Consider the following 19,592-nt stretch of genomic DNA (forward strand, 5'->3'; position numbering starts at 1 on the left):
CGGTCGGCGGCCCGGATGGTCAGTCGGTTGCCCGGTGAGGCTCCGAAACGGGCTGAGCAGGGGCTTTGGCTGTTTGTGGGCTCTTGTTGCGGGTACTCGGCGGCAGGCGGCGGATGAGGTGATCGGTCCCGGTTCTTCGAGGGCTGAGGGAGCGTGTGGTGGGCATCGCGGGGATGTCGGTTGCCAAGGCGGTGCTCGCCGTGCCGTTCGCGGCGGTGGACATGGCTTCGACGCTGGCCGTCAGCGGTGCGGTGGCGGGGACACGGGCGGCCGCGGTCGGCGTGGGGACCACCGCCCGCGTCGCCACGGGGACCGTCCATGAGGTCGGGAGGCGGGGGGCGGCTGTCCTGCGCGGGGGCGCCGAGGACGGGAAAGCCGCTGAAGGCCGGCGAAAGAGCGGGGAAGCGCCGGACCAGAAGGACGGCCGGCCGGGCGTGGCCTCTACGGTCCGAGCGGTGGCGGAGGCGGGGTTCGACCGTGCGACCCGGGTGTCCGGTGCGGTGGTCGCGTTGGCCGCGGGGGAGTCCGGCCGCCGGGTGTGGGCGCGGGGTGGGCGGGCGCACATCCGGGCCAACGGCCTGGCGGGCGGCGGGAGGCGGCAACGGCGATACACCAAGGCGCTGAGGGATGCGCTTCTGAGTCTGGAAGGCGTGGACCTGGCGGAGGTCAACGCGGTCACCGGTCACGTCCTGGTGGCGTACGCGGAGGGCGCGGTGGACCTCGACACCCTGGTGTCGACGGTCGAGGACGTGGAGGAGGCGCACGGGGCCGCCCGGTTCGACGAGGCCGCGCACGCGCGTCGACCGGACGACGAGATGGCGTGGACGGCGGCGATGTCCGCCCTGGCGGCCGACTGCGCGGGCGCCGCTGGAGCGCTGGCCGGGCGGCTGCTGTTCCTTCCGCCGGTGCCGAGGCCGGTGGTGGCGGCGGTGTCGGTGGCGGACTCCATGCCCAGGGTGCGGGCGGGCCTGGAGCGGCGGCTGGGCGCGCCGCGCGCCGACGCTCTGCTCGGTGTGGCCAGTGCCGTCGTGCACGGGGCCGGGCAGGGGCTCGTCCCGGTGGCCGTTGACGCCGCCCACCGGGTCTTTCAGCTCTACGAGATCCAGGCGCGACGCCAGGTGTGGGATGCCCGCGAGCCGCGGCTGGCGGGCGGCCGGCCGCAAGACTGGGGCCGCCGCGCCCAGCGTCCTTGCCCGCTTCCGGACGGGCCGGTGGAGAAGGCCGCGGACCGTACGTCGCTGGGTCACCTCATCGGAGCTGCCGGGGTTCTGGTGGGCACGCGCGATGTGTCCGCCGTCGCCGACCTGCTGCTGGCGACCGTGCCGAAGGCGGCACGGCACGGGCGGGAGGCGTTCGCGGCGGTGCTGGCACATGACCTTGCGCGGCGGGGCGTGGTGCAGCTGGACCCGGGGGCGCTGCGGCGGCTGGACCGGGTCAGCGCGGTGGTGATCGACTCCGCCGTGCTGTGCGATGGGGAGCTGCGGCTGCTGTCGGCGGTCGCCACCGGTGACGTGCTGGACGACGCGGGCGTGTGGCGTGCCGCGAGCGCGTTGCTGGCCGGGTACGGTCGCGATGACCTGGAAGGGCCCGGGCCGTGGCGGGGGAGGCCCGAGGGCGGTCGGGAGGCGGCGGGGTGCCGGCTGGAGCGGGCGGCCGACGCACCGTCCGGCGGCCCCGCCGACCCGTGCGGCGTCACGCTGGACCTACTCGACGAGCAACGAGGACGGTGCGGCCGGGTGTGGGTCGGATCCTCGCTCGACCCCCTGGCGGAGGCCCTGCTCTCGGCGGCGCATGAGGCGGCCGACGTGGTGGTCCTGACCGAGCATGCCAGCACCCGTGAGCTGTTGGCCTGGGGCGATGACTCCGCGGTGGCCGCGGACCGGCTGGTGCGGTGCGTGGGTGACCTGCAGCGCGACGGCCATGGGGTTCTGGCCGTCGCATGCGGGCAGGACCAGGCGCTCGATGCGGCCGACGTGGGGATCGGTGTGCTGCGCGATGATCGTCCGATCGACTGGCGCGCCGACCTGCTGTGCGGTCCGGGCCTGGCGGAGGCGTGGCGGCTGCTGGTGGCGGTCCGGTCGGCGCGGCGTGCCAGTGAGCGTGCCGCACAGTTGTCGCTGAGCGCGTCCGCGCTGGGTGCGCTGCTGATCGCGGGGAGGCCGCGCCGGCGCCGCGCCGGTCGAGTGGGGCTGCGCCGCGTGGTCGGGTCCTGGCACGACGTGCCCCCCGTGCACGCGGCCTCGTTGTCGGCGATGGCGGTCAACGCGGTGAGCGCCCGGCGGCTGAACCACCGCCCGCTGCCGCTGCCCATCGTCCGGGACGACTGGCACGCCCTCACCGCCGAGGCGGCGTGGCGGCGGCTGTCGCGCATCGCCGCCGAGCGCGCAGCCGGGAACGGCGCGGAAACGCAGGCCGCACTCGGGAAGGTGCCGCTCCTGCGCCGGGCCGTGGCCGGGCCCGCCGGCACGGGGTTGCGTATCGCCGCGGCCGTGCGGCAGGAACTCGCCGACCCGCTGACTCCCGTCCTCGCACTCGGGGCGGCGGCTTCGGCGGTGGTCGGCTCCAGCGTCGACGCGCTGCTCGTCGCCGGGGTCGTGGCGGGCAACGCCCTCGTCGGCGGCGCCCAGCGCATGCGGGCGGAGAAGGCTCTGGGCGAGCTGCTGCTGACACAACGGATCCACGCCCGCCGCCTGCGCGTCGACGCGCAGGCGGTCGTGGAGGGGCAAGCAGGGGAGACGGCGGGTGAGAGGGACTTCGCGCGGCTGCGGACCGCAGAGAGCGACCGGGTCACGGCCGACCGCCTGCACACCGGAGACGTGATCCTGCTGCGTTCGGAGGACGTCGTCCCCGCGGACGCCCGGCTGCTCTGGGCCGAATCGCTGGAGGTGGACGAGGCCGCACTCACCGGTGAGTCGGTGCCCGTCGACAAGAGCGTCGAGCCTTCCCCGGGCCCCGACCCCGCCGACCGGCACTGCATGGTCTACGAGGGCACCACCGTTGTGGCAGGCGAAGCGGTGGCCGTCGTCGTCGCCACTGCCGAGGCCACCGAGGCAGGACGGGCCGCGGCCCTCGCCGGCGCCGCGGACGTCTCCTCCAGCATGCAGGCCCACCTGGCCGAGCTCACCCACCGGGCCCTGCCCGCCACGGTTCTGGGCGGCGCGGCCGTCACCCTGCTCGGGATGCTGCGCGGCCGGCCCCTGCGCCGCGGCCTCGGCTCCGGCGTCGCGGTCGCCGTGGCCGCCGTCCCCGAGGGGCTGCCCCTGGTCGCCACCATCTCCCAGCTGGCCGCGGCGCGGCGGCTGTCACGCCTGGGGGTGCTGGTCCGCTCCACCCGGGCGCTGGAGGCCCTCGGCCGGGTGGACACCCTGTGCTTCGACAAGACCGGCACCCTCACCGAGGGCCGGCTCCGCGTGGTCCGCGCGTCCGGTTCCACCCGTCCGCTGCCCCTGACCGGGGAGGGCGGCCGGGGCATCCTGCGGGTCGCCGCGCGGGCCTGCCCGCCGCCGGGCGGCGGGCAGGCCCCCCACGCCACCGACCGGGCCGTCCTGGAGCGCGCGGAGAACCTGCCACCCGACAGCCGGTGGCGCCTGGAAGAGGAACTGCCCTTCGAGACCACCCGGGGGTTCTCCGCCTCGCTCGGGCACGACGACGACCGAGCGGTCATCGCCGTCAAGGGCGCTCCCGAAGTGCTCCTGGCCAAATGCAGCCGGGTCCACGGCGGGCCCAAGGGTGGGCGGGACAAGCCGCTCACCGCCGCCCGGCGCCGCGCCGCCGCCGCGACCGTCCGCCGGCTGGCGGGACAGGGCCTGCGCGTGCTCGCCATCGCCGAACGGAACGTCCCCGACGCCGCCGGAGCGCGCGGTGAGATCACCGAGCACGTCGAGGACCTCGCCCTGCTCGGTTTCATCGGCATCGCCGACACTCCGCGTCCCACCGCCGAGGAGGCGGTACGGCGGCTCTGTGAGGCGGGCGTGCAGGTCACCATGATCACCGGCGACCACCCGGACACCGCCGTCGCCGTCGCCGCCGAACTCGGCATCCCCGACGCACACGATGTCGTCACCGGTGCCGAACTCGACACTCTGTCCGCCGCCGAGCGTGTCGAGGCCGTCCAGCGCGCGACGGTCTACGCCCGTGTCACCCCGGCCCAGAAGGTACGGATCATCAAGGACCTGCGCCGAGCCGGGCGGGTGGTCGCGATGACCGGCGACGGGACGAACGACGCCGCGGCCATCCGCCGCGCCGACGTCGGCATCGCCGTCGCCGGGCGCGGCTCCGGCGCGGCCCGCAACGCCGCGGACCTCGTCCTGACCGCGCCCGACACCACACTCATCCTCGACGCGCTGCGCGAGGGCCGCGCCCTGTGGAACAGCGTCCGGGACGCCGCCGCGATCCTGGTGGGCGGCAACGCCGGGGAAGTGGCCTTCACCACCCTGGGGACGGCGCTGGACGGCAACGCCCCGCTGAGCACCCGGCAACTGCTCCTGGTGAACCTGTTCACCGACATGCTGCCGTCGCTCGCCGTCGCCATCACCCCCGCCGACCCCGGACCCGACCCCTGGGCACCACTCGGCGCCGCGCCGGTACGCGGGTTCACCGGCCAGGACATGCAACAGGTGCTGGCCGTGCGCGGCGCCGCCACCGCAGCGGCGGCCCTGGCCTCCTGGCAGGCGGGCCGCCTCACCGGCCTCATCCCCGGAGGACGCCGCCGGGCCTCCACCATGGGCCTGGCCGCCCTGGTCTGCGCCCAACTCGGCCAAACGCTCATCTCCCGCTGGAACAGACCCCTGGTCCTCGCCACCTGCGCCGTCTCGGCCGCAGCCCTGTTCGCCGTGGTCGAAACACCGGGCATCAGCCAGTTCTTCGGCTGCACCCCTCTCGGCCCCGGAGCCTGGACGATCGTCACGATCGCGGCGGCGGCCGCGACCCTGGGGGCCGCCGTCGCCCCAAGGCTGCTGCCTTCCGCTTCCGGGCCGGGTCCGGCGAGGCCGTCCGGATCCCGGTGAAGCGTCAGCCGCCGAGGACCTGGCCGCTTGGCCTGGGCACCGTTGAGGCCGCTGGACGCGACGGAGAAGAATCCTTAAACCCCCGTAAACGGACCGCAACGTGCTGATTGCGGCGCTGGTGTCGCGGGTAGCCGACCTCAACGGACACGCGGACTGCAGCCCCATCTCCGGACCATGAGAGGCCCAGCCCTTTTCCAGGAGGCCGATATGGCAGCGACCGGAAAGACCAAGACCAGGCCCACGACCACCCGTGGCCGGGCCCCGCAAAAGGAGCGGTCCCAGACCAAGGGCCGAGCTTCCACCACGAAGCGCCCCACGTCGAAGGAGGGCACCGGAACGGCGCATCGGACGGTCGCCGTTCCTCTTGTCACCCCGCACGTCACCGTCCACAGGGTCAACGTGCCGACGCCGACTCTTCCGGTGAGCGGCGACGAGATGATGACGGCCGGTAAGGCCGTGACCTCGTTCTTCGCGCCGCCGGGCCGGCTGGCCTACTACGCGGGGCTGGGCGCCCTGGCGGCGTTCGGTGTCGTGGAATGGCCGGTGGCCGCGGCGATCGGGGTCGGGGTCGCCGTCGCGAAGCGAGCAGGCCGCTCCAGTGAGCGGCAGCATGAGCAGACAGGGCGCCGCCGCCAGTAGAAGGAGCCGAGAAGCGGGTGCGAGCGGGTCAGCCGCCGGTGTTGGTCTGGATCTCGCTGACGACCAGGGGGGTCGGCTGGGAGGTCATGGTCTGGTCGTCGAGGGCGCCGCCGGCGGCGTCGCAGTCGGCGCCCTGGCAGGTCCAGGTGATCTTCCAGGTGATGGTGGCGGTGATCTGCCAGGCGCCGCCCGGCTGGCCGGCCGAGGCGCGCCTGTAGGTGTAGCCGCAGGTCTTTCCGTCCTTGCTGCCCGCGTCCTGGCAGACGATCTGTGTCTCGCCGAGGTTCCAGGTGACGGACGACGGGTTCGCCGTCGCCTGGACGGTCTGGGCGCCCACCGTGATCGGCTGGGTCTGGACGACGGCGAAGCCGTCCACCCACAGGGACGTCCGCAGCCGGACGAAGGTCTTGCCCTTGGGGGCCGTGTGGACGGTCGGCACGGGGAACTGCGCCGAGGCCCTGGCCTGCTGCACCAGCGTCCAGGTGTCGGGCGGCGCGGCCGCGGGCGGCGCGTTGCCTCCGGGGCCGTCGACGCCGTCCACGGCCTGGTTGTCGGTCAGGCCTTCGGGGGCGGGTGGAGCCACCGGGCCGCTGACGCCGCCCGTCCCGCCTCCACCCGTCCCGCCTCCGCCCCCGCCTCCGCGTCCGCCGGTCACGCCGGACAGGTTGCAGTCGAGACCCTTGTTCGCGCCGCCGCATCCGTCGGCGAGGGCCTGGGCCGGGGCCACGAGGGTGGACAGGAGGGCCGCCGCCACGGTGATGCCTGACGCCGCGCGGTGCCGTGTGGGGGTGTGAGACATCGCGTGTCCTCTGGGGGATGTCAGCATGTGCGGTCCCGGACGGAAGCGGCGACCTTCCAGGAACCGCCGTCGTACTGGACGGTGTACCGGTAGAGGTAGGCGCCGCCCTTGCCTCCGCCCGTCCGCTTGCCCGTCTTGGCGGAGAAGCGGTAGCCCGCGACGGTGTTGACGCAGTCGATCAGGTAGACCTTCGTGCGGTCCTTGGAGGCCGCGTAGACCCGGGGGTTCAGGGTCTTCGTGAAGCGCCAGATCTGGCCCTTGGCCTTGGTGGCCTCGACGTCGTCGGTGACCTCGGTGAGGAGGGGGTCCATGGCGACGTCGGTGAGGCCGGCGGGGTCGTTCTTCTCGTAGGCGGCCTGGTACGCGGCCTGATAGGCGCGGTAGCGGGCAAGGACCGTCGTGAAGAGCTGCTCCGTCGGGATCGCGGTGGGCACGCCGGCGGCGGCCGGGGTGCCGCCGGTGTCGAACCGGCCGTTGGGGGCCAGTTCGCCGCCGCCGGACGAGCCGCATCCGGCGGCCGTGCACACGGCGAGGACGGCCGACAGGCAGGCGGCGCGGCGAGACCCCAGAGGGGAGGAACGTACCAACCGGGTGCGCATCGCCATCCCTGAGCGGCAGCAGACAACGGGCCGAATACGCGCGAAAGCTTACAGAGATGCGTGGGGCGAGAAAAGGGATTCGTTGCGACCGCTTGACCTCGACCTTGCTTGAGGTACCAGGCTCCTGGTGAACGCGCTGATGGGAGGAGTCGGACATGCGTGCTGTGTGGTTGAGGAAGTTCGGCGGGCCGGAGGTGCTGGTCGCGGGGGACGCGCCCGATCCGGTGCCGGGTGGGGGCCGGGCGCTGGTCGAGGTCGAGTTCGCCAACATCACGTTCGTGGAGACGCAGATGCGGTCGGGCACCGGTCCGATGCCGGTGCGGCTGGAGCCGCCGGTGATCCCGGGCAACGGGGTCGGCGGCGTGGTCACGGCGGTCGGGGACGGGGTGGACGGGACGCTCGTCGGACGGCGTGTCGTCAGCAGTACCGGCGGCACCGGCGGCTACGCGGAGAAGGCCGCCGTGGACGCCGAGGGCCTGTTCGAGGTGCCGGACGGCCTGGCGCTCGACCACGCGGTCGCCCTGCTGGCCGACGGGCGCACCGCGACGATGATGACGCGCGCGGCCCGGCCCCGCGAAGGCGAACGCGTCCTGGTGGAGGCGGCGGCCGGTGGGGTCGGGACGCTCCTCGTCCAGCTCGCGAAGGCGCAGGGGGCGACGGTCGTCGCGGCCGCGCGAGGTGCGCGGAAGACCGAGCTGGTCATGAGGTTGGGGGCGGACGAGGCCGTCGACTACGGCGAGCCGGGCTGGGCGGAGAAGGCCGGGCCGGTGGACGTCGTGTTCGACGGTGTGGGCGGGGACGTGGCCCGTGAGGCGTTCGGCCTGCTCAGGCAGGGCGGCCGCATGGTCAGCTTCGGGCTTGCGAGCGGGGAGTGGGCGAGCATCCCCGAGGAGGACGCCCGGGAGCGGGGCGTCACGCTCGTCCGGCCCGCGGCCACGCCGGAGGAGTTGCGGGAGTTCACGCGGCACGCGCTGCGCGAGGCGGCGGCCGGACGGATCGAGCCGGTGATCGGGCAGCGCTTCCCGCTCGACGACGCCGCCGGGGCGCACGCCGCGATCGAGTCGCGCGGGACCGTCGGCAAGACGCTCCTGGAGGTCAGCCCACCCTCCTGAGGAACGCGACCAGCGAACGCTCGTAGGCGGCGGGGTCGACGTTCCAGGACTCGGTGTGGTCGCCCGGCGTGGGGATGTGGGTGACCGTGCCGGGCGGCGCCTTCCGGGCGAAGGCGAAGGCGGGGGCGTTGGCGACGGTGGCGTCGTCCTCGGTGGTGAACATGAGGACCGGCGTCCGCAGGTGGGGCGCGAACCGGCGCATGTCGAAGTCGGTCAGGTCGATGCCGATGCGCCACTGCAGGACGCGCTTGGCGATGTCCGTCATGAAGCCGGGCAGGTGGCGGGCGTCGGCCTGCTTGTCCAGGGTGGCGTTCCAGTCCAGGACGGGGGAGTCCAGCACGACCCCGCGCACGAACGACGGGTCCCGCTGCAACGTCGTCATCGCCATCGCACCGCCCATCGACCATCCGTACAGGACGACGCCCGTCGCGCCGTGGGCGCGTGCGTAGCCCATGGCGGAGACGACGTCGTGCCACTCCTTGTCGCCCAGATGGTTGCGGCGGTCCTGCGAAGGGGGTGCGCCCACGTCGTTGCGGTAGGCGATGGACAGCATCGGCATGCCCAGCGCATGGACGGTGCGCATCACGCGGAACGTCTCGGCCTTGTCGGCGTTGCGCCCGTGGACGCCGATGACCCAGGTGCTCTTGGGGGACGTCCCCGGGACGAGCCATGCGGGCATGGGCCCGACCTCGGACGGATATGAGACGTCCTGGAACGGCAGCCCGAGCGCCGTCTTGGGGTCGCCGTCGTACATCCAGTGGTCGATCATCGCCGGGGCGTCCTTCACCAGGGCGCCCTCCACGGGGGACACCTTCCGGACGACGTGCTCGTCGTTCCCGCCGACGACGGGCCCGAGCAGGGCGCGCCCGCCCTTCCAGACCAGGGCCCACGCGCCGGGCCGCTCCGTCCCCGGCTCGCGGGGCAGCGTGACGGTGCCGTTCCCCATGTCCTCGATGGTCAGCGGGTACTCGGCGGAGTGGTCGACCTCGATGGCGACGCCGGCGAAGTACCAGCCGACCCCGCCGACGAGCGCGCACAGCAGTGCGGTGATCGTGACGACCGCCGACATCAGCGGGCGGGCACGGCGGCGACGCCGGGGGTGCGGCGGGCCGGGGGACGCCGGGACGGACGACGCTGGTGCAGCGGTGGACACGACATACGAAAGTAGCCTCCCGCGAGCGTCGCCAGCGCCCGGGGCGGTGCGCAATACATTGATTAGTGCGGTTAACCTGCCGATCAGGTGCCATAGGGGGAGCCATCGGGACGGAGGGACGCGCGGTGACGGGCCAGGACGACCGCGTCGCGGAGTTCGAGAGCCGGGTCGCCGAGTTCGCGCGGCGGCTGGCCCCGCCCGGCTGGCGGCGGCTCGACCTGCACTGCGCCGCGACGGTCGCCGCGAGCGACGTCGCGCTGACGGTGCTGACGGGCGAAGGCGGGATCGTGGCGGCCGAGGACGTCCCGGAGGAGCTGACCGGCCTGCTGATGGACCTGCGCCGCGCGCAGTGCCGGCCCGAGCGGGGCAGCTGGTTCTCGATGACCATGATCATCGAGCCGGGTTCGGTGCGCCCGCTCTACAACCACGAGTTCGACCCGCTGTGGGACCCGCCGATCCCGGTGGAGTACTGGCGGCGCGACCAGACCGTGATGCCGCGGGACGGCGAGAACGTGCCGGGCTGGCTGCGCGACCGGCTGGAGGGCCGCGAGCCCGCCGCGCCGCCCGCGTCCGCCCCGGAGCCGATGAACCCGGTCGAGCGGACGGAGCTGCTGTCGAACCGGTTCGCGATCCTGATCGCCGACCACGCGCCCGCGCTGTGGGAGCGGGTCTGCGGGCACTACCAGGCGGTCGGCGGGCATGCCGAGCTCTCCGCGATGACGTGCCACCACGCCGACGGCGCCCGGACGTCCCGGGAGGCGCCCGCCGCCGCCGCCGTGCTGCTCGACCGGCTCCGCGCCGGGACGCACGCGTTCCAGGGATCCACCTGGTCGCGGATCGACTTCGAGGTCCTGTACGAGGACGGGGCCGTGCGCTGCCGCGCGAGCTTCGCCCACGACGACGAGCCGCGCTGGGACGAGGAGCCGTCCGCCGACGACGTCCGGCGCGAGCTGGAGCGGTTCCCGCGCGAGGACGTCCCGGACTGGATGGCGCGCCGGCTCGGACCGCGCCCCCGGCCGATGGCGGTGGCCGGCACGCCGCCGCCCCCGCCGGGGTCGGGGCTGCGCCGGGCCAAGATCTTCGACCACGCGGGCCCGGACGGGAGCCGTCCCGCCGTGTCGCGCCCGCCCGTCCCGCCGGACCAGGCCGGGCGCGTGGCCGAGTACCTGCGGCAGGCCCCGGCCGTCATGGCCGCGCGCTCGAACGCCCCCGACCGGCTCGACCCGTCGCGCGGCTCGGCGGTGCCGCTGACCTTCCACACCGACGGGACGTGGGTGTGGTCGGGTGCGGTGGCCTACTACCTGAGCGAGCACGGCGTCCCGCCGGAGCCCGACCTCGTCGCGCACATCATCGCCAACGGGTTCCGCGTCCCCGAAGTCGACGACGACACCATGAACGCCGCGAACGCCGCCGTCACCGGGCGCGCCGCGCCCGAACGCGTTCCGGCCGAAGCCGAGCCCGATTGGACGGCGACGCTCCAGCACCGCCTCGACCAGCTCCGCGTCGACCGCGCCTCCTACCGCATCAACGCGCGCTGCCTCGACGACGTGGCCGAGGGCGTCTGGTGCCTGGTGTCGAGGCAGGGCCGCTGGTCGGTGTTCCGGATGCGCGACGGGGAGCGCCGCAAGGAGGCCGTCTTCGACGACGCCGAGCAGGCGTCCGCGCACCTGCTCGGGCGGCTGCTGCTCGACCCCCGCCACACCGTCGAGGACGGGCCGTTCGCGCCGCTCAAGGGTGAGCCGCCGCTCTCGCTCCTGCGCGACCGCCATGTCGTGGAGCTGGCCGCGGGAACGGAGGTGGACCGCTACGGCGCCCCGGACGGCAACGTGACGTACGCGGCGCGCACGCCGTATCCGCAGCGGTCGCTGCCGCCCGAGTGGCGGGACCGCCCGTACCGCGTCTACCGGCTGCAGCGGCCTATGGAGACCCTGACCGGAACGGCCGTCCCGTGGTTCGGGCAGCCGGGCGGCGGGACGGCGCACGTGTTCCGGCGGCCGGTCACCGACCTGCTCGCCGACGGCGGCCTCGTCGAGATCCCGGACGCCTGAGCGCGCCCCGGATCAGGCCTGGCCGATCGCGGCGACCAGCCCGAGCGCCAGCACCAGGTCGAGGTGGATGAACGTCTCCAGCTTCGCGCCCGGCGGGACGTCCGGGTCGGCGGCGAGCCGGTCCAGGACGGCCAGCGCGGCGGGGCTGCCGAGGTCGTCGGCCAGCGCGGCCTCGGCCTCGGCCGCGTACGCGCGGTTCATCGGGCGTCCCGGGGACGTCGCCCACTGGGCGACCTTGCCGCGCCACGCGTCCAGCCGCTCCGCGGCCGCCGACAGCTTCTCCGCCGACAGCTCCAGAGGCTCCCGGTACGGGGTCTCCAGCATCGCCAGGCGCGCGGTGTACGGATCCGGCGACGTCCCGGTCTCCTGCGGGACGGCCATGCACAGCGCGTCCCTGTCGGCCGTCTCCGAGACGTACACGTCGGCGTCCGGGAGGACGTCGTCCAGCACCTCGAACTCCTGGACGCCGTAGTCGTCCAGGCCCGTCGCGGCGCCCGGCGTGCTCACGACCCGGACGTGGCGCCCGGACCGTCCGGCGACCCGCCGCAGCAGGTCGGCGACGACCGCGCGGCGGTACCCGCCGTCCACGACCTGGACGCGCAGCCCGCGCCCGGCGGGCAGCGCCTCCGTCCGTCCCGTCCGATGGTCGTGGAGCCGCAGCATGCCTCCCACCTTAGGGCGGCGCCTACAGCGGGAGGTCGGCGGCCATCGGCCCGAACGGCGTCGGCGCGGCCCCGTCCGACCGCCGGACGGCCGCGAACCGCAGCCGCACGTAGTCGGCGACCCACCCCGACTCGCGGCGCAGCGCGGGCGCGGCGAGGTCGTTCACGCGGTCGAGCAGCGGGTCCACCAGCTCCGGCGGGACGTCGGCCAGCGCGCGGGAGGCGTACGCGCGGACCCAGTCGGCGGCGCCGTTCGGGCCTTCGGTCATCCGCGTCGGGCGCTCGGCGTGCTCCAGCAGCCGCAGCGTGAACCCGGCCTCCTCCAGCTTGGTCGCGTACGCGGCCGGCGACGGGAAGTACCAGGGCAGCTCGGGCTCGCCGAGGCCGAACACCCGCCACGCCGTCTGCATCGCGACGATCAGCTCGGCGCAGTTGCCCGCGCCGCCGAGCTCGCCGACGAAACGGCCGCCGGGACGCAGCGCCGCGTGCACGCGCCCGATCACCGCGTCGGGGTCGCGGGTCATCCAGTGCAGGGCCGCGTTCGAGGCGACCGCGTCGAAGGACTCGGTGACGGTGAAGTCGTGGGCGTCGCCGACGATGAACGACAGCCCGGTGTGCATGGCGGTCGCCTGCGCGACCATCTCGGGGCTGCCGTCGATGCCCAGCACCTCGGCGCCCCGCTCGGCGATCTCCGCGCTGAACGAGCCGGTGCCGCACCCGAGGTCGATGACCCTCTCGCCGGGCTGCGGGTCGAGGAGGTCGACGAGGGGCGCACCGTGCGCGGACACATACCCGAAGGCGGAGTCGTACGTCGTCACGGCCCAGTTCACTGTCACAATTTATCGGACATCGACCGATGGTGAGATGGGGTTGCCGTGGCGGACGTCACGTCCGAGATCCGCGTCGTCGGGGCCGAGCGCCCGGACGGCCTGACCCTGCGCACTTCCGGCCTGTCCGCCAGGGGCCTCCCGGAACTGCGCGCCGACGGGCTTCCGCCCTATCTGGGGCAGGGCTGGGCGCGCGTCCTCGCCGCGCTCGCGCAGCGCCTCGCCGCCACCGGGGAGATCCCGGACGAACCGGCGCCCGGAGTGGAGATCCGTCTCACACTGGCGCCCGGCGTCGAGATCCGTCTCACACCGGCGGACGGCGGCACGCTGGCGCCCGTCCCGCCGCCGGGACGCGACCTCGCCGAGTGGCGCCGGGACGTCCTGCTCCGGATGTTCCCCGAAGCCCGCGCCTGACGGGCCCCTTCCTAGAATCGGATTCTGACAGCCGGTCTGGAGAAGGGTGCGCAGGGTGCCGTACGCAGAGATCGAGTACGAGGTTCGGGACGGGATCGCCACGGTCACGCTCAACCGGCCGCAGAAGATGAACGCCTACACGTTCGTGATGCGCAACGAGATGCTCGACGTCTTCGACCGGATCGACGCCGACGACGACGTGCGCGCGGTCGTGGTGACCGGCGCGGGCCGCGCGTTCTGCGCGGGCGCCGACCTGAGCGGCGGCGGCGACACCTTCGACAAGGACAGGTCCAAGGACATGTTCGCGGGGGAGGACGACGTCCTGGAGGACGGCACCCCGCGCGACGGCGGCGGGACGGTGGCGCTCCGCATCGCCCGCTGCCTCAAGCCCGTCATCGGCGCGTTCAACGGCGCGGCCGTCGGCGTGGGCGTGACCATGACCCTCCCGATGGACGTCCGGCTCGCCAGCGAGAAGGCCAGGTTCGGCTTCGTGTTCGCGCGGCGCGGGATCGTCACCGAGGCCGCGTCCAGCTGGTTCCTGCCGCGCCTGGTCGGCATCGCGCAGGCCATGGAGTGGGCCGCCACCGGCCGGATCTTCGACGCGCAGGAGGCCCTCGCCGGCCGCCTCGTCTCCCGCGTCCACGCGCCCGGCGAACTCCTCCCCGCCGCGTACGCGCTGGCGCGCGAGATCGCCGACAACACCTCCGCCGTCTCGGTCGCCGCGATCCGGCGCCTCATGTGGTCCGGCCTGTCCGCACCGTCCCCCTGGGACGCGCACATCGCCGACTCCCGCCTCATGGCCTCGCTCGGCGCCGCCGCCGACGCCGTCGAGGGCGTCTCGTCCTTCCTGGAGAAGCGCGACGCCGCCTTCCCACTGCGCGTCAGCAAGGACCTGCCGCCCGAAGTCCCCGACTGGCCCGTCCGCTGAGGACGGCGCTCGCGAAGGAGGGGCGGGAGGCGTCCGGACGCCCTCGCTCGATGGCCGCCTTCGGCCACCGGGGTGCCTGCCGCAGGGCCGTCGGCGGGGCGTCCGGGCGTGGCGAGCCTGATGACGTGCGGGGGGAGCGGACTGTCGCGTGATGGAGGGGAATCCCCCGGTGCGTCCCAAGGACGATCTTGATTTTCCGGACCATCGGGAGGCGTGTTGCATCGGTTACGGAGGGTATTAAGCCGCCCGAGGTGACACGTTACGGGGGTGCCTGGTGCGGATCAGGAATTGTGCCGTCATCGTCGCCGGAATCCTGCTCGCGGCCGGATGCAGCCATGCGGAGCGGCACGCGCGGACCGCCGGGGAGCATGGCGCGATCAAGAGCAAGGCACCGGCGACGCGGCCGCCGAGCCCGACGCCGCCCCCGCCCAGGAAGATCGACTGCGACCGGGTGAAGTGCGTCGCGCTGACGTTCGACGACGGCCCCGGCCCCTACACGGCGCGACTGCTCGACACGCTCAGGAAGCATGGCGCGCGCGCCACCTTCTTCATGCTCGGCCAGAACGTCGGCGCCCACCGCGACATCGTGCGCCGGATGGCCCTGGAGGGCCAGGAGGTCGCCAACCACAGCTGGTCGCACCCGAATCTGACCACCCTGTCGTCCGCCGAGGTGCGGTCTGAGATCCAGCGCACGCAGAAGGCCGTCAAGGACGCCTCCGGCGTCGCGCCCACGCTGGTCCGGCCGCCCTACGGGTCCACGAACAAGCGCGTCGAACACGCGATCGGGATGCCGCTGGTGCTCTGGAGCGTCGACACGCTCGACTGGCGCTACCGCGACGCCGCCCGCGACACGCGCGTCGGGGTCAAGGAGCCGAAGACCGGCGGCATCGTCCTGTTCCACGACATCCACAAGCCGAGCGTCGACTCCATCCCCAAGGTCGTGGACGGGCTGCGCGAACGCGGGTTCACGTTCGTGACCGTCTCGGAGCTGTTCACCGGACGGCGGCTCGTGCCGGGCGCCTCCTACAGCGAGCGGACGCCGCCGCCCACGCGGGTCACGGCGAGCCCGCCGCCTGCCGGATCGTCCGCCGGCCCGCCGGCCGGGAGCACGACCCCCACCGCCCCGGCGCCCAACACTCCGGTTCCCGGCGGGCCGGCTTCCGGAGGCCCTGCGCCCAGCGGTCCTGCGCCCAGCGGCCCGTCGCCCAGCGGCTTGGCGCCCGCTCCGCCCGTCCCGGCGAGTCCTCGCTAGTCGTCTTCGGGTTCCTCCCGGCGGGGGCGCCGCCGGGGCGGGGGCTGCGGCGGGACGACCTTCGCCGCGACCATGGTCCCCTCCGGGACCTCGACGAGCTCGCCGTTCCGGCGGCGCACCGCGAGCGTCCCGCCGGACCATGATTCGAGTACGCCCACGACGTCGCTGTACTCTCCCGTTGGCAGACGGCGGCGCAGCGAGATCCGCTGACCCACGTCCGCGCCACTGATGGCCACCACCAGGCGTGCGGCGAAGCGGCCGGACATGTAGGGACCCCCATGTCGAATGGACGGCGGCGGGGTGGCCATACTATTCACAGCGAGCTTGCGGTGAGCCGTGACGTGCGGCGGGGCCGGAAATCCGAGAGGAGTCACTGACGTGACCTACGTCATTGCGCAGCCCTGCGTGGACCTGCTCGACAAGGCATGCATCGAGGAGTGCCCGGTCGACTGCATCTACGAGGGCAAGCGCATGCTCTACATCCACCCGGACGAGTGCGTCGACTGCGGTGCGTGCGAGCCGGTTTGCCCGGTTGAGGCGATCTACTACGAGGACGACACGCCTGACCAGTGGAAGGATTTCTACAAGGCCAACGTGGAGTTCTTCGACGACCTCGGCTCGCCCGGCGGCGCGTCCAAGGTCGGGAAGATCGACAAGGACCACCCGATCGTCGCCGCGCTGCCCCCGCAGAGCCAGGACGACTGATCTAGGGCGGGTCCGGAGCGCTCCGATTGGCGCGTTCCGAGGGCCCGCCTGCGCCGGGAACCGGGCCGTGGTCGTGGACGACCGCGGCCCGGCGGTTTTCTCCAAGGAGGTATGGGCGTTGTTCACGCTGCCGGACTTTCCGTGGGATCGGCTCGCGCCGTACAAGGAGCGGGCGCTGGCGCACCCGGACGGCATCGTCGACCTCTCGGTCGGAACCCCCGTGGACCCGACGCCCGAGCCGATCCGGCGGTCGCTGGCCGCCGCGTCCGACGCGCCCGGCTACCCGCAGACCTACGGGACGCCGGAGCTGCGCGAGGCCGTCGCCGGATGGCTCCGGCGCCGCGCGGGCGTGACGGGCGCCGACCCGGACGCGGTGCTCCCCGTCATCGGCACCAAGGAGCTCGTCGCCTGGCTGCCGACGCTGCTCGGCGCCGGCCCCGGCGACAAGGTCGTCTTCCCCGCGCTGGCCTACCCGACCTACGACGTGGGCGCCCGGCTCGCCGGGGCCGACCCCGTCGCGACGGACGGCCTGCTGTCCCTCGGCCCGGTCGCCCCGAAGATCGTGTGGGTGAACTCGCCGTCCAACCCGACCGGCAAGGTGCTGCCCGCCGAGCACCTGCGCAAGGTCGTGGTGTGGGCGCGCGGGCGCGGCGCGGTCGTCGTCAGCGACGAGTGCTACCTGGAGTTCGGCTGGGACGAGCGGAACCCGCCGATCTCGATCCTGCACCCGGACGTCTGCGACGGCTCCCACGAGGGGCTGCTCGCGCTGAACTCGCTGTCCAAGCGGTCCAGCATGGCGGGCTACCGCGCCGGGTTCGTCACCGGAGACCTCGCGCTGGTGAAGCGGCTGCTGGAGGTCCGCAAGCACGCCGGGATGATCGTCCCGGCTCCGGTGCAGGCCGCGATGACCGTGGCCTACGGCGACGACGCCCACGTCGACGAGCAGCGGGCCCGGTACGCGCGGCGCCGCGCCGCCCTGCGCGAGGCGTTCGAGAGGCACGGTTTCCGCATCGAGCACTCCGAGGCGTCCCTGTACCTGTGGGCCACGCGGGACGAGCCCTGCTGGGACACCGTCGCCCACCTGGCGTCCCTCGGCGTCCTGGTCGGCCCCGGCGAGTTCTACGGCCCGGGCGGCGCCCGCCACGTCCGCATCGCCTTCACCGCCACCGACGCCCGCGTGGCCGCCGCCACCACCCGCCTCTGACCCGCCCCGGCGCGCGTGCCCGCAGGGCCCGCCCGGTTCTGGTCCGGGCGTCGGGCGGAATCCGGTGTTGTCGGACGAAACCGCATCTTCCTTCGATACGTCTGATCGCGGTATGGGCTTGAAAGGCCACAGTCGGTAGGATCCGCAGGTCTGTCCCCCTAGAACGGACGAAACGATGGAGGTGCCGTGGGCAAAGCGGCGATAGTGATCCTGCTGGCACTGATCCTGATCGCCTTGGTCGTGCTCATCGTCGTCCTGCTGCGGCGCCGTTCGGGCGCGCCGGCGCCCGCGCCCGCCCCGGCCGTCCCGCGCGACCCGTTCGCCGCCGAGGACCAGGTGGCCGGCGACCCGCGCGCCCTCAAGGCCGGCGACATGGTGGAGTACCTCGGCACCCGCTACTTCGTCCGCGGCTCGCTGCGGTTGAAGGAGGGCGGCTTCACCTGGAGCGAGCACCTCCTGGACGCCGACACGATCGAGGGCACCAAGGTGTGGATCTCCGTCGAGGAGGATCCCGACCTCGAAGTGGTCTGGTGGACCGAGTACGAGATCGGCGACCTGCGGCCCGGGGAGAAGAGCGTCGTCGTGGACGGCGTCGAGTACCGGCGCGACGAGCACGGTACCGCCGACTACACCAGCGAGGGCACGACGGGCGTCGGCGTGCAGGGCCGCGTCGAGTACGTCGACTACGAGGGCCCGCGCGGCAGGTACCTGTCGTTCGAGCAGTACGGCGGCGGCCAGTGGGAGGCGGGTCTCGGCGAGCGCGTCCCGACGGGATCGATGACGATCTACCCGGGCGGTAGCTGATCTTGCAGGCCACCCTCGACACCCCCTACGAGGACGCCCGCGCCGACGGGCTGTCGTTCGCGCTCGGCCTGCCGCCGATGGACGCCCTGGCCGTCCTGCCGGTGGAGCGCGCGGGCCTGACCGTGGAGCTGCGCCTGCTCGGCGCGTCCCACCAGGTCATCGCCGGGCCGCTGAGCGAGACGGTGGCGTGCCTGCCCGGACGCGCCGAGCCGCTGCCGGGCCACGCGACGACGAGCGTGCCCGGCTGGGCGTACGACTTCGCCGCGACGACCGCGGCGCACAGCGACGAGACGGCGTTCGCCCGCGCCGTCGAGGCCGTGTGCGCCCGGCTCGCGGACCGCGGTGACGCGCTGACCGGGGCGTTCCCCGGTTCCCCGCATGCCGTCACCGTCCTTGCCTTGGAGGACACGGCGGGGCAGGAGGGCGCGCTCGGATGGCGCACCTGGCACGCCTACCCGCAGACCCGGGAGATCGTGATGACGCGGAGCCGGCTGGTGAGACCCTCATGAACAGCAGATACCGGGTGGCGGGCGCGGTGGTCGCCGCCGCCCTGACCGCCACGGCGCTCGGCGGCTGCGGGAAGTCGCAGTCGTCCTGGATCGCCGGCAAGTACACCAGGACCGGGACGGACACCTACCGGTCGCCGAAGGCCCCCCAGACGGTCGCCTCGGAGATCGGCCGCAAGTTCAAGCCGATCGACCGGGTGGACGACATGGTCACCATGGGTGCCAACGGCGGCATCTTCATGCGCTACCCGAAGCTCGTCGTGGGCGTCCTGCCGAACGGGACGGGCAGCCGGATCACGGTCGACAACCCGCGCAGCGGCTACAGCCGCCACTACTCGCACGTGAGCGGGCGCTGGAGCAGCCCGGGCAGCAACGGATGGACGAGGAGCGGCGCCGCGTCGTTCCGCGGCGGCGGACCAGGGTCGGGCAAATGACGGGGCCGGGCAGATGAGGAGCGACACATGAACGACGACATCCTTCACGAGATCGGGGCCACCTTCGCCTACGGCGCGGTCGGCATCGCCCTGATGGCGCTCGGCTACCTGGTCGTGGAGGTGACGACGCCCGGCAGGCTCGGCAGGCAGATCTGGACCGAGGGCAACCGGGGCGCCGCGCTCCTGCTGGCCGCCAAGCTCCTCGGCATCGCCGCGATCGTCACCACCGCGATCGTGACCAGCGACAGCGACCTGACCGACGGCCTGGTCGACACCGCCGTGTTCGGCGGGATCGGCATCGTGCTGATGATCGTCGCGTTCTTCCTGCTGGACGTGCTCACCCCCGGCAAGCTCGGCGCGACGCTCGTGGACACGGGCGGGACGGGCGCCGCGATCCACCCGGCGGGCTGGGTCGTCGCCGCCGCCGACCTCGGGGTCGCCGCGATCGTGGCCGGGGCGGTCTCCTGACGTCCCGCGACCTGGACCAGGCCGTCCGGCCG

General features: G+C 73.8%; 19 protein-coding genes. 13 read left to right on the forward strand and 6 right to left on the reverse strand.

The annotated features are described in order from the left end of the window. Positions 1–158 precede the first annotated feature (158 nt). Positions 159–5,006, forward strand: a complete 4,848-nt coding sequence (locus AB0H37_RS13210; RefSeq protein WP_360612624.1) for a cation-translocating P-type ATPase — start codon at positions 159–161, stop codon at positions 5,004–5,006. A gap of 207 nt (positions 5,007–5,213) precedes the next feature. After that, positions 5,214–5,645 carry a hypothetical protein gene (locus AB0H37_RS13215; protein ID WP_360612626.1) on the forward strand — a complete coding sequence of 144 codons (432 nt, stop codon included), beginning with the start codon at positions 5,214–5,216 and terminating at the stop codon, positions 5,643–5,645. Between the two features lie 28 nt (positions 5,646–5,673). Here AB0H37_RS13215 and AB0H37_RS13220 read toward each other — a convergent pair whose 3' ends face one another. Then, the gene (locus AB0H37_RS13220; protein ID WP_360612628.1) at positions 5,674–6,444 is read right to left on the reverse strand and encodes a hypothetical protein; all 771 of its coding nucleotides are present in this window, start codon (positions 6,442–6,444) and stop codon (positions 5,674–5,676) included. Positions 6,445–6,464: 20 nt separating this feature from the next. Beyond that, positions 6,465–7,043 (reverse strand): hypothetical protein, encoded by a 579-nt coding sequence (locus AB0H37_RS13225; RefSeq protein ID WP_360612630.1) that lies wholly within the window; start codon positions 7,041–7,043, stop codon positions 6,465–6,467. 155 nt (positions 7,044–7,198) lie between these two features. Between AB0H37_RS13225 and AB0H37_RS13230 the strand changes: the two genes are divergently transcribed. Then, complete coding sequence (locus AB0H37_RS13230) at positions 7,199–8,155, forward strand: zinc-binding dehydrogenase (RefSeq protein WP_360612632.1); 957 nt, start codon at positions 7,199–7,201, stop codon at positions 8,153–8,155. On the opposite strand, the gene AB0H37_RS13235 is transcribed toward AB0H37_RS13230, so the two are convergent. Further along, entirely contained in the window at positions 8,139–9,308 is a 1,170-nt protein-coding gene (locus AB0H37_RS13235) for an alpha/beta fold hydrolase (RefSeq protein ID WP_329094583.1), read from the reverse strand. The genes AB0H37_RS13230 and AB0H37_RS13235 overlap by 17 nt on opposite strands. Positions 9,309–9,433: 125 nt before the next feature. On the opposite strand from AB0H37_RS13235, the gene AB0H37_RS13240 reads away from it, so the two are divergent. Beyond that, positions 9,434–11,356: a TNT domain-containing protein gene (locus tag AB0H37_RS13240; protein WP_360612634.1), complete on the forward strand. Its 1,923-nt coding sequence runs from the start codon at positions 9,434–9,436 to the stop codon at positions 11,354–11,356. Positions 11,357–11,368: 12 nt separating this feature from the next. Here AB0H37_RS13240 and AB0H37_RS13245 read toward each other — a convergent pair whose 3' ends face one another. Further along, complete coding sequence (locus AB0H37_RS13245; protein WP_179832905.1) at positions 11,369–12,019, reverse strand: hypothetical protein; 651 nt, start codon at positions 12,017–12,019, stop codon at positions 11,369–11,371. 22 nt (positions 12,020–12,041) lie between these two features. Further along, entirely contained in the window at positions 12,042–12,848 is an 807-nt protein-coding gene (locus tag AB0H37_RS13250) for a class I SAM-dependent methyltransferase (protein WP_179832906.1), read from the reverse strand. Positions 12,849–12,893: 45 nt separating this feature from the next. On the opposite strand from AB0H37_RS13250, the gene AB0H37_RS13255 reads away from it, so the two are divergent. The 3 genes from AB0H37_RS13255 (at position 12,894) to AB0H37_RS13265 (ending at position 15,439) form a co-directional block, all read left to right on the forward strand. Next, on the forward strand, positions 12,894–13,259 hold the full coding sequence (locus AB0H37_RS13255) for a hypothetical protein (RefSeq protein WP_360612636.1): 366 nt from the start codon (positions 12,894–12,896) through the stop codon (positions 13,257–13,259). A gap of 55 nt (positions 13,260–13,314) precedes the next feature. Further along, entirely contained in the window at positions 13,315–14,187 is an 873-nt protein-coding gene (locus tag AB0H37_RS13260; protein WP_360612638.1) for a crotonase/enoyl-CoA hydratase family protein, read from the forward strand. A 274-nt stretch (positions 14,188–14,461) separates the two neighbouring features. After that, entirely contained in the window at positions 14,462–15,439 is a 978-nt protein-coding gene (locus tag AB0H37_RS13265; RefSeq protein ID WP_360612640.1) for a polysaccharide deacetylase family protein, read from the forward strand. Here the strand turns inward: AB0H37_RS13265 and AB0H37_RS13270 are convergent. Then, positions 15,436–15,705 carry a hypothetical protein gene (locus AB0H37_RS13270; protein WP_179832909.1) on the reverse strand — a complete coding sequence of 90 codons (270 nt, stop codon included), beginning with the start codon at positions 15,703–15,705 and terminating at the stop codon, positions 15,436–15,438. The two genes, AB0H37_RS13265 and AB0H37_RS13270, sit on opposite strands and share 4 nt — an antisense overlap. A gap of 112 nt (positions 15,706–15,817) precedes the next feature. Here AB0H37_RS13270 and fdxA point away from each other — a divergent pair, with 112 nt between their 5' ends. The 6 genes from fdxA to AB0H37_RS13300 all read left to right on the forward strand — a co-directional run bounded on the left by fdxA (position 15,818) and on the right by AB0H37_RS13300 (position 19,560). Continuing rightward, positions 15,818–16,144 carry a ferredoxin gene (gene fdxA / locus AB0H37_RS13275; protein WP_067890974.1) on the forward strand — a complete coding sequence of 109 codons (327 nt, stop codon included), beginning with the start codon at positions 15,818–15,820 and terminating at the stop codon, positions 16,142–16,144. A 118-nt stretch (positions 16,145–16,262) separates the two neighbouring features. Beyond that, positions 16,263–17,348: a succinyldiaminopimelate transaminase gene (gene dapC, locus AB0H37_RS13280; RefSeq protein ID WP_360612713.1), complete on the forward strand. Its 1,086-nt coding sequence runs from the start codon at positions 16,263–16,265 to the stop codon at positions 17,346–17,348. A gap of 186 nt (positions 17,349–17,534) precedes the next feature. After that, positions 17,535–18,152 carry a DUF4178 domain-containing protein gene (locus AB0H37_RS13285; RefSeq protein ID WP_329094576.1) on the forward strand — a complete coding sequence of 206 codons (618 nt, stop codon included), beginning with the start codon at positions 17,535–17,537 and terminating at the stop codon, positions 18,150–18,152. A gap of 2 nt (positions 18,153–18,154) precedes the next feature. Further along, on the forward strand, positions 18,155–18,661 hold the full coding sequence (locus AB0H37_RS13290; RefSeq protein WP_179832911.1) for a DUF2617 family protein: 507 nt from the start codon (positions 18,155–18,157) through the stop codon (positions 18,659–18,661). After that, positions 18,658–19,092, forward strand: coding sequence for a DUF4247 domain-containing protein (locus AB0H37_RS13295; RefSeq protein ID WP_329094575.1), 435 nt, complete (start codon positions 18,658–18,660; stop codon positions 19,090–19,092). Before AB0H37_RS13290 ends, AB0H37_RS13295 begins: the two co-directional genes overlap by 4 nt. A 27-nt stretch (positions 19,093–19,119) precedes the next feature. After that, positions 19,120–19,560 (forward strand): DUF350 domain-containing protein, encoded by a 441-nt coding sequence (locus AB0H37_RS13300; protein ID WP_360612644.1) that lies wholly within the window; start codon positions 19,120–19,122, stop codon positions 19,558–19,560. The last annotated feature ends 32 nt before the right edge of the window (positions 19,561–19,592 follow it).

This window comes from Actinomadura sp. NPDC023710 (assembly GCF_040639875.1).
Lineage (GTDB): Bacteria > Actinomycetota > Actinomycetes > Streptosporangiales > Streptosporangiaceae > Spirillospora > Spirillospora citrea.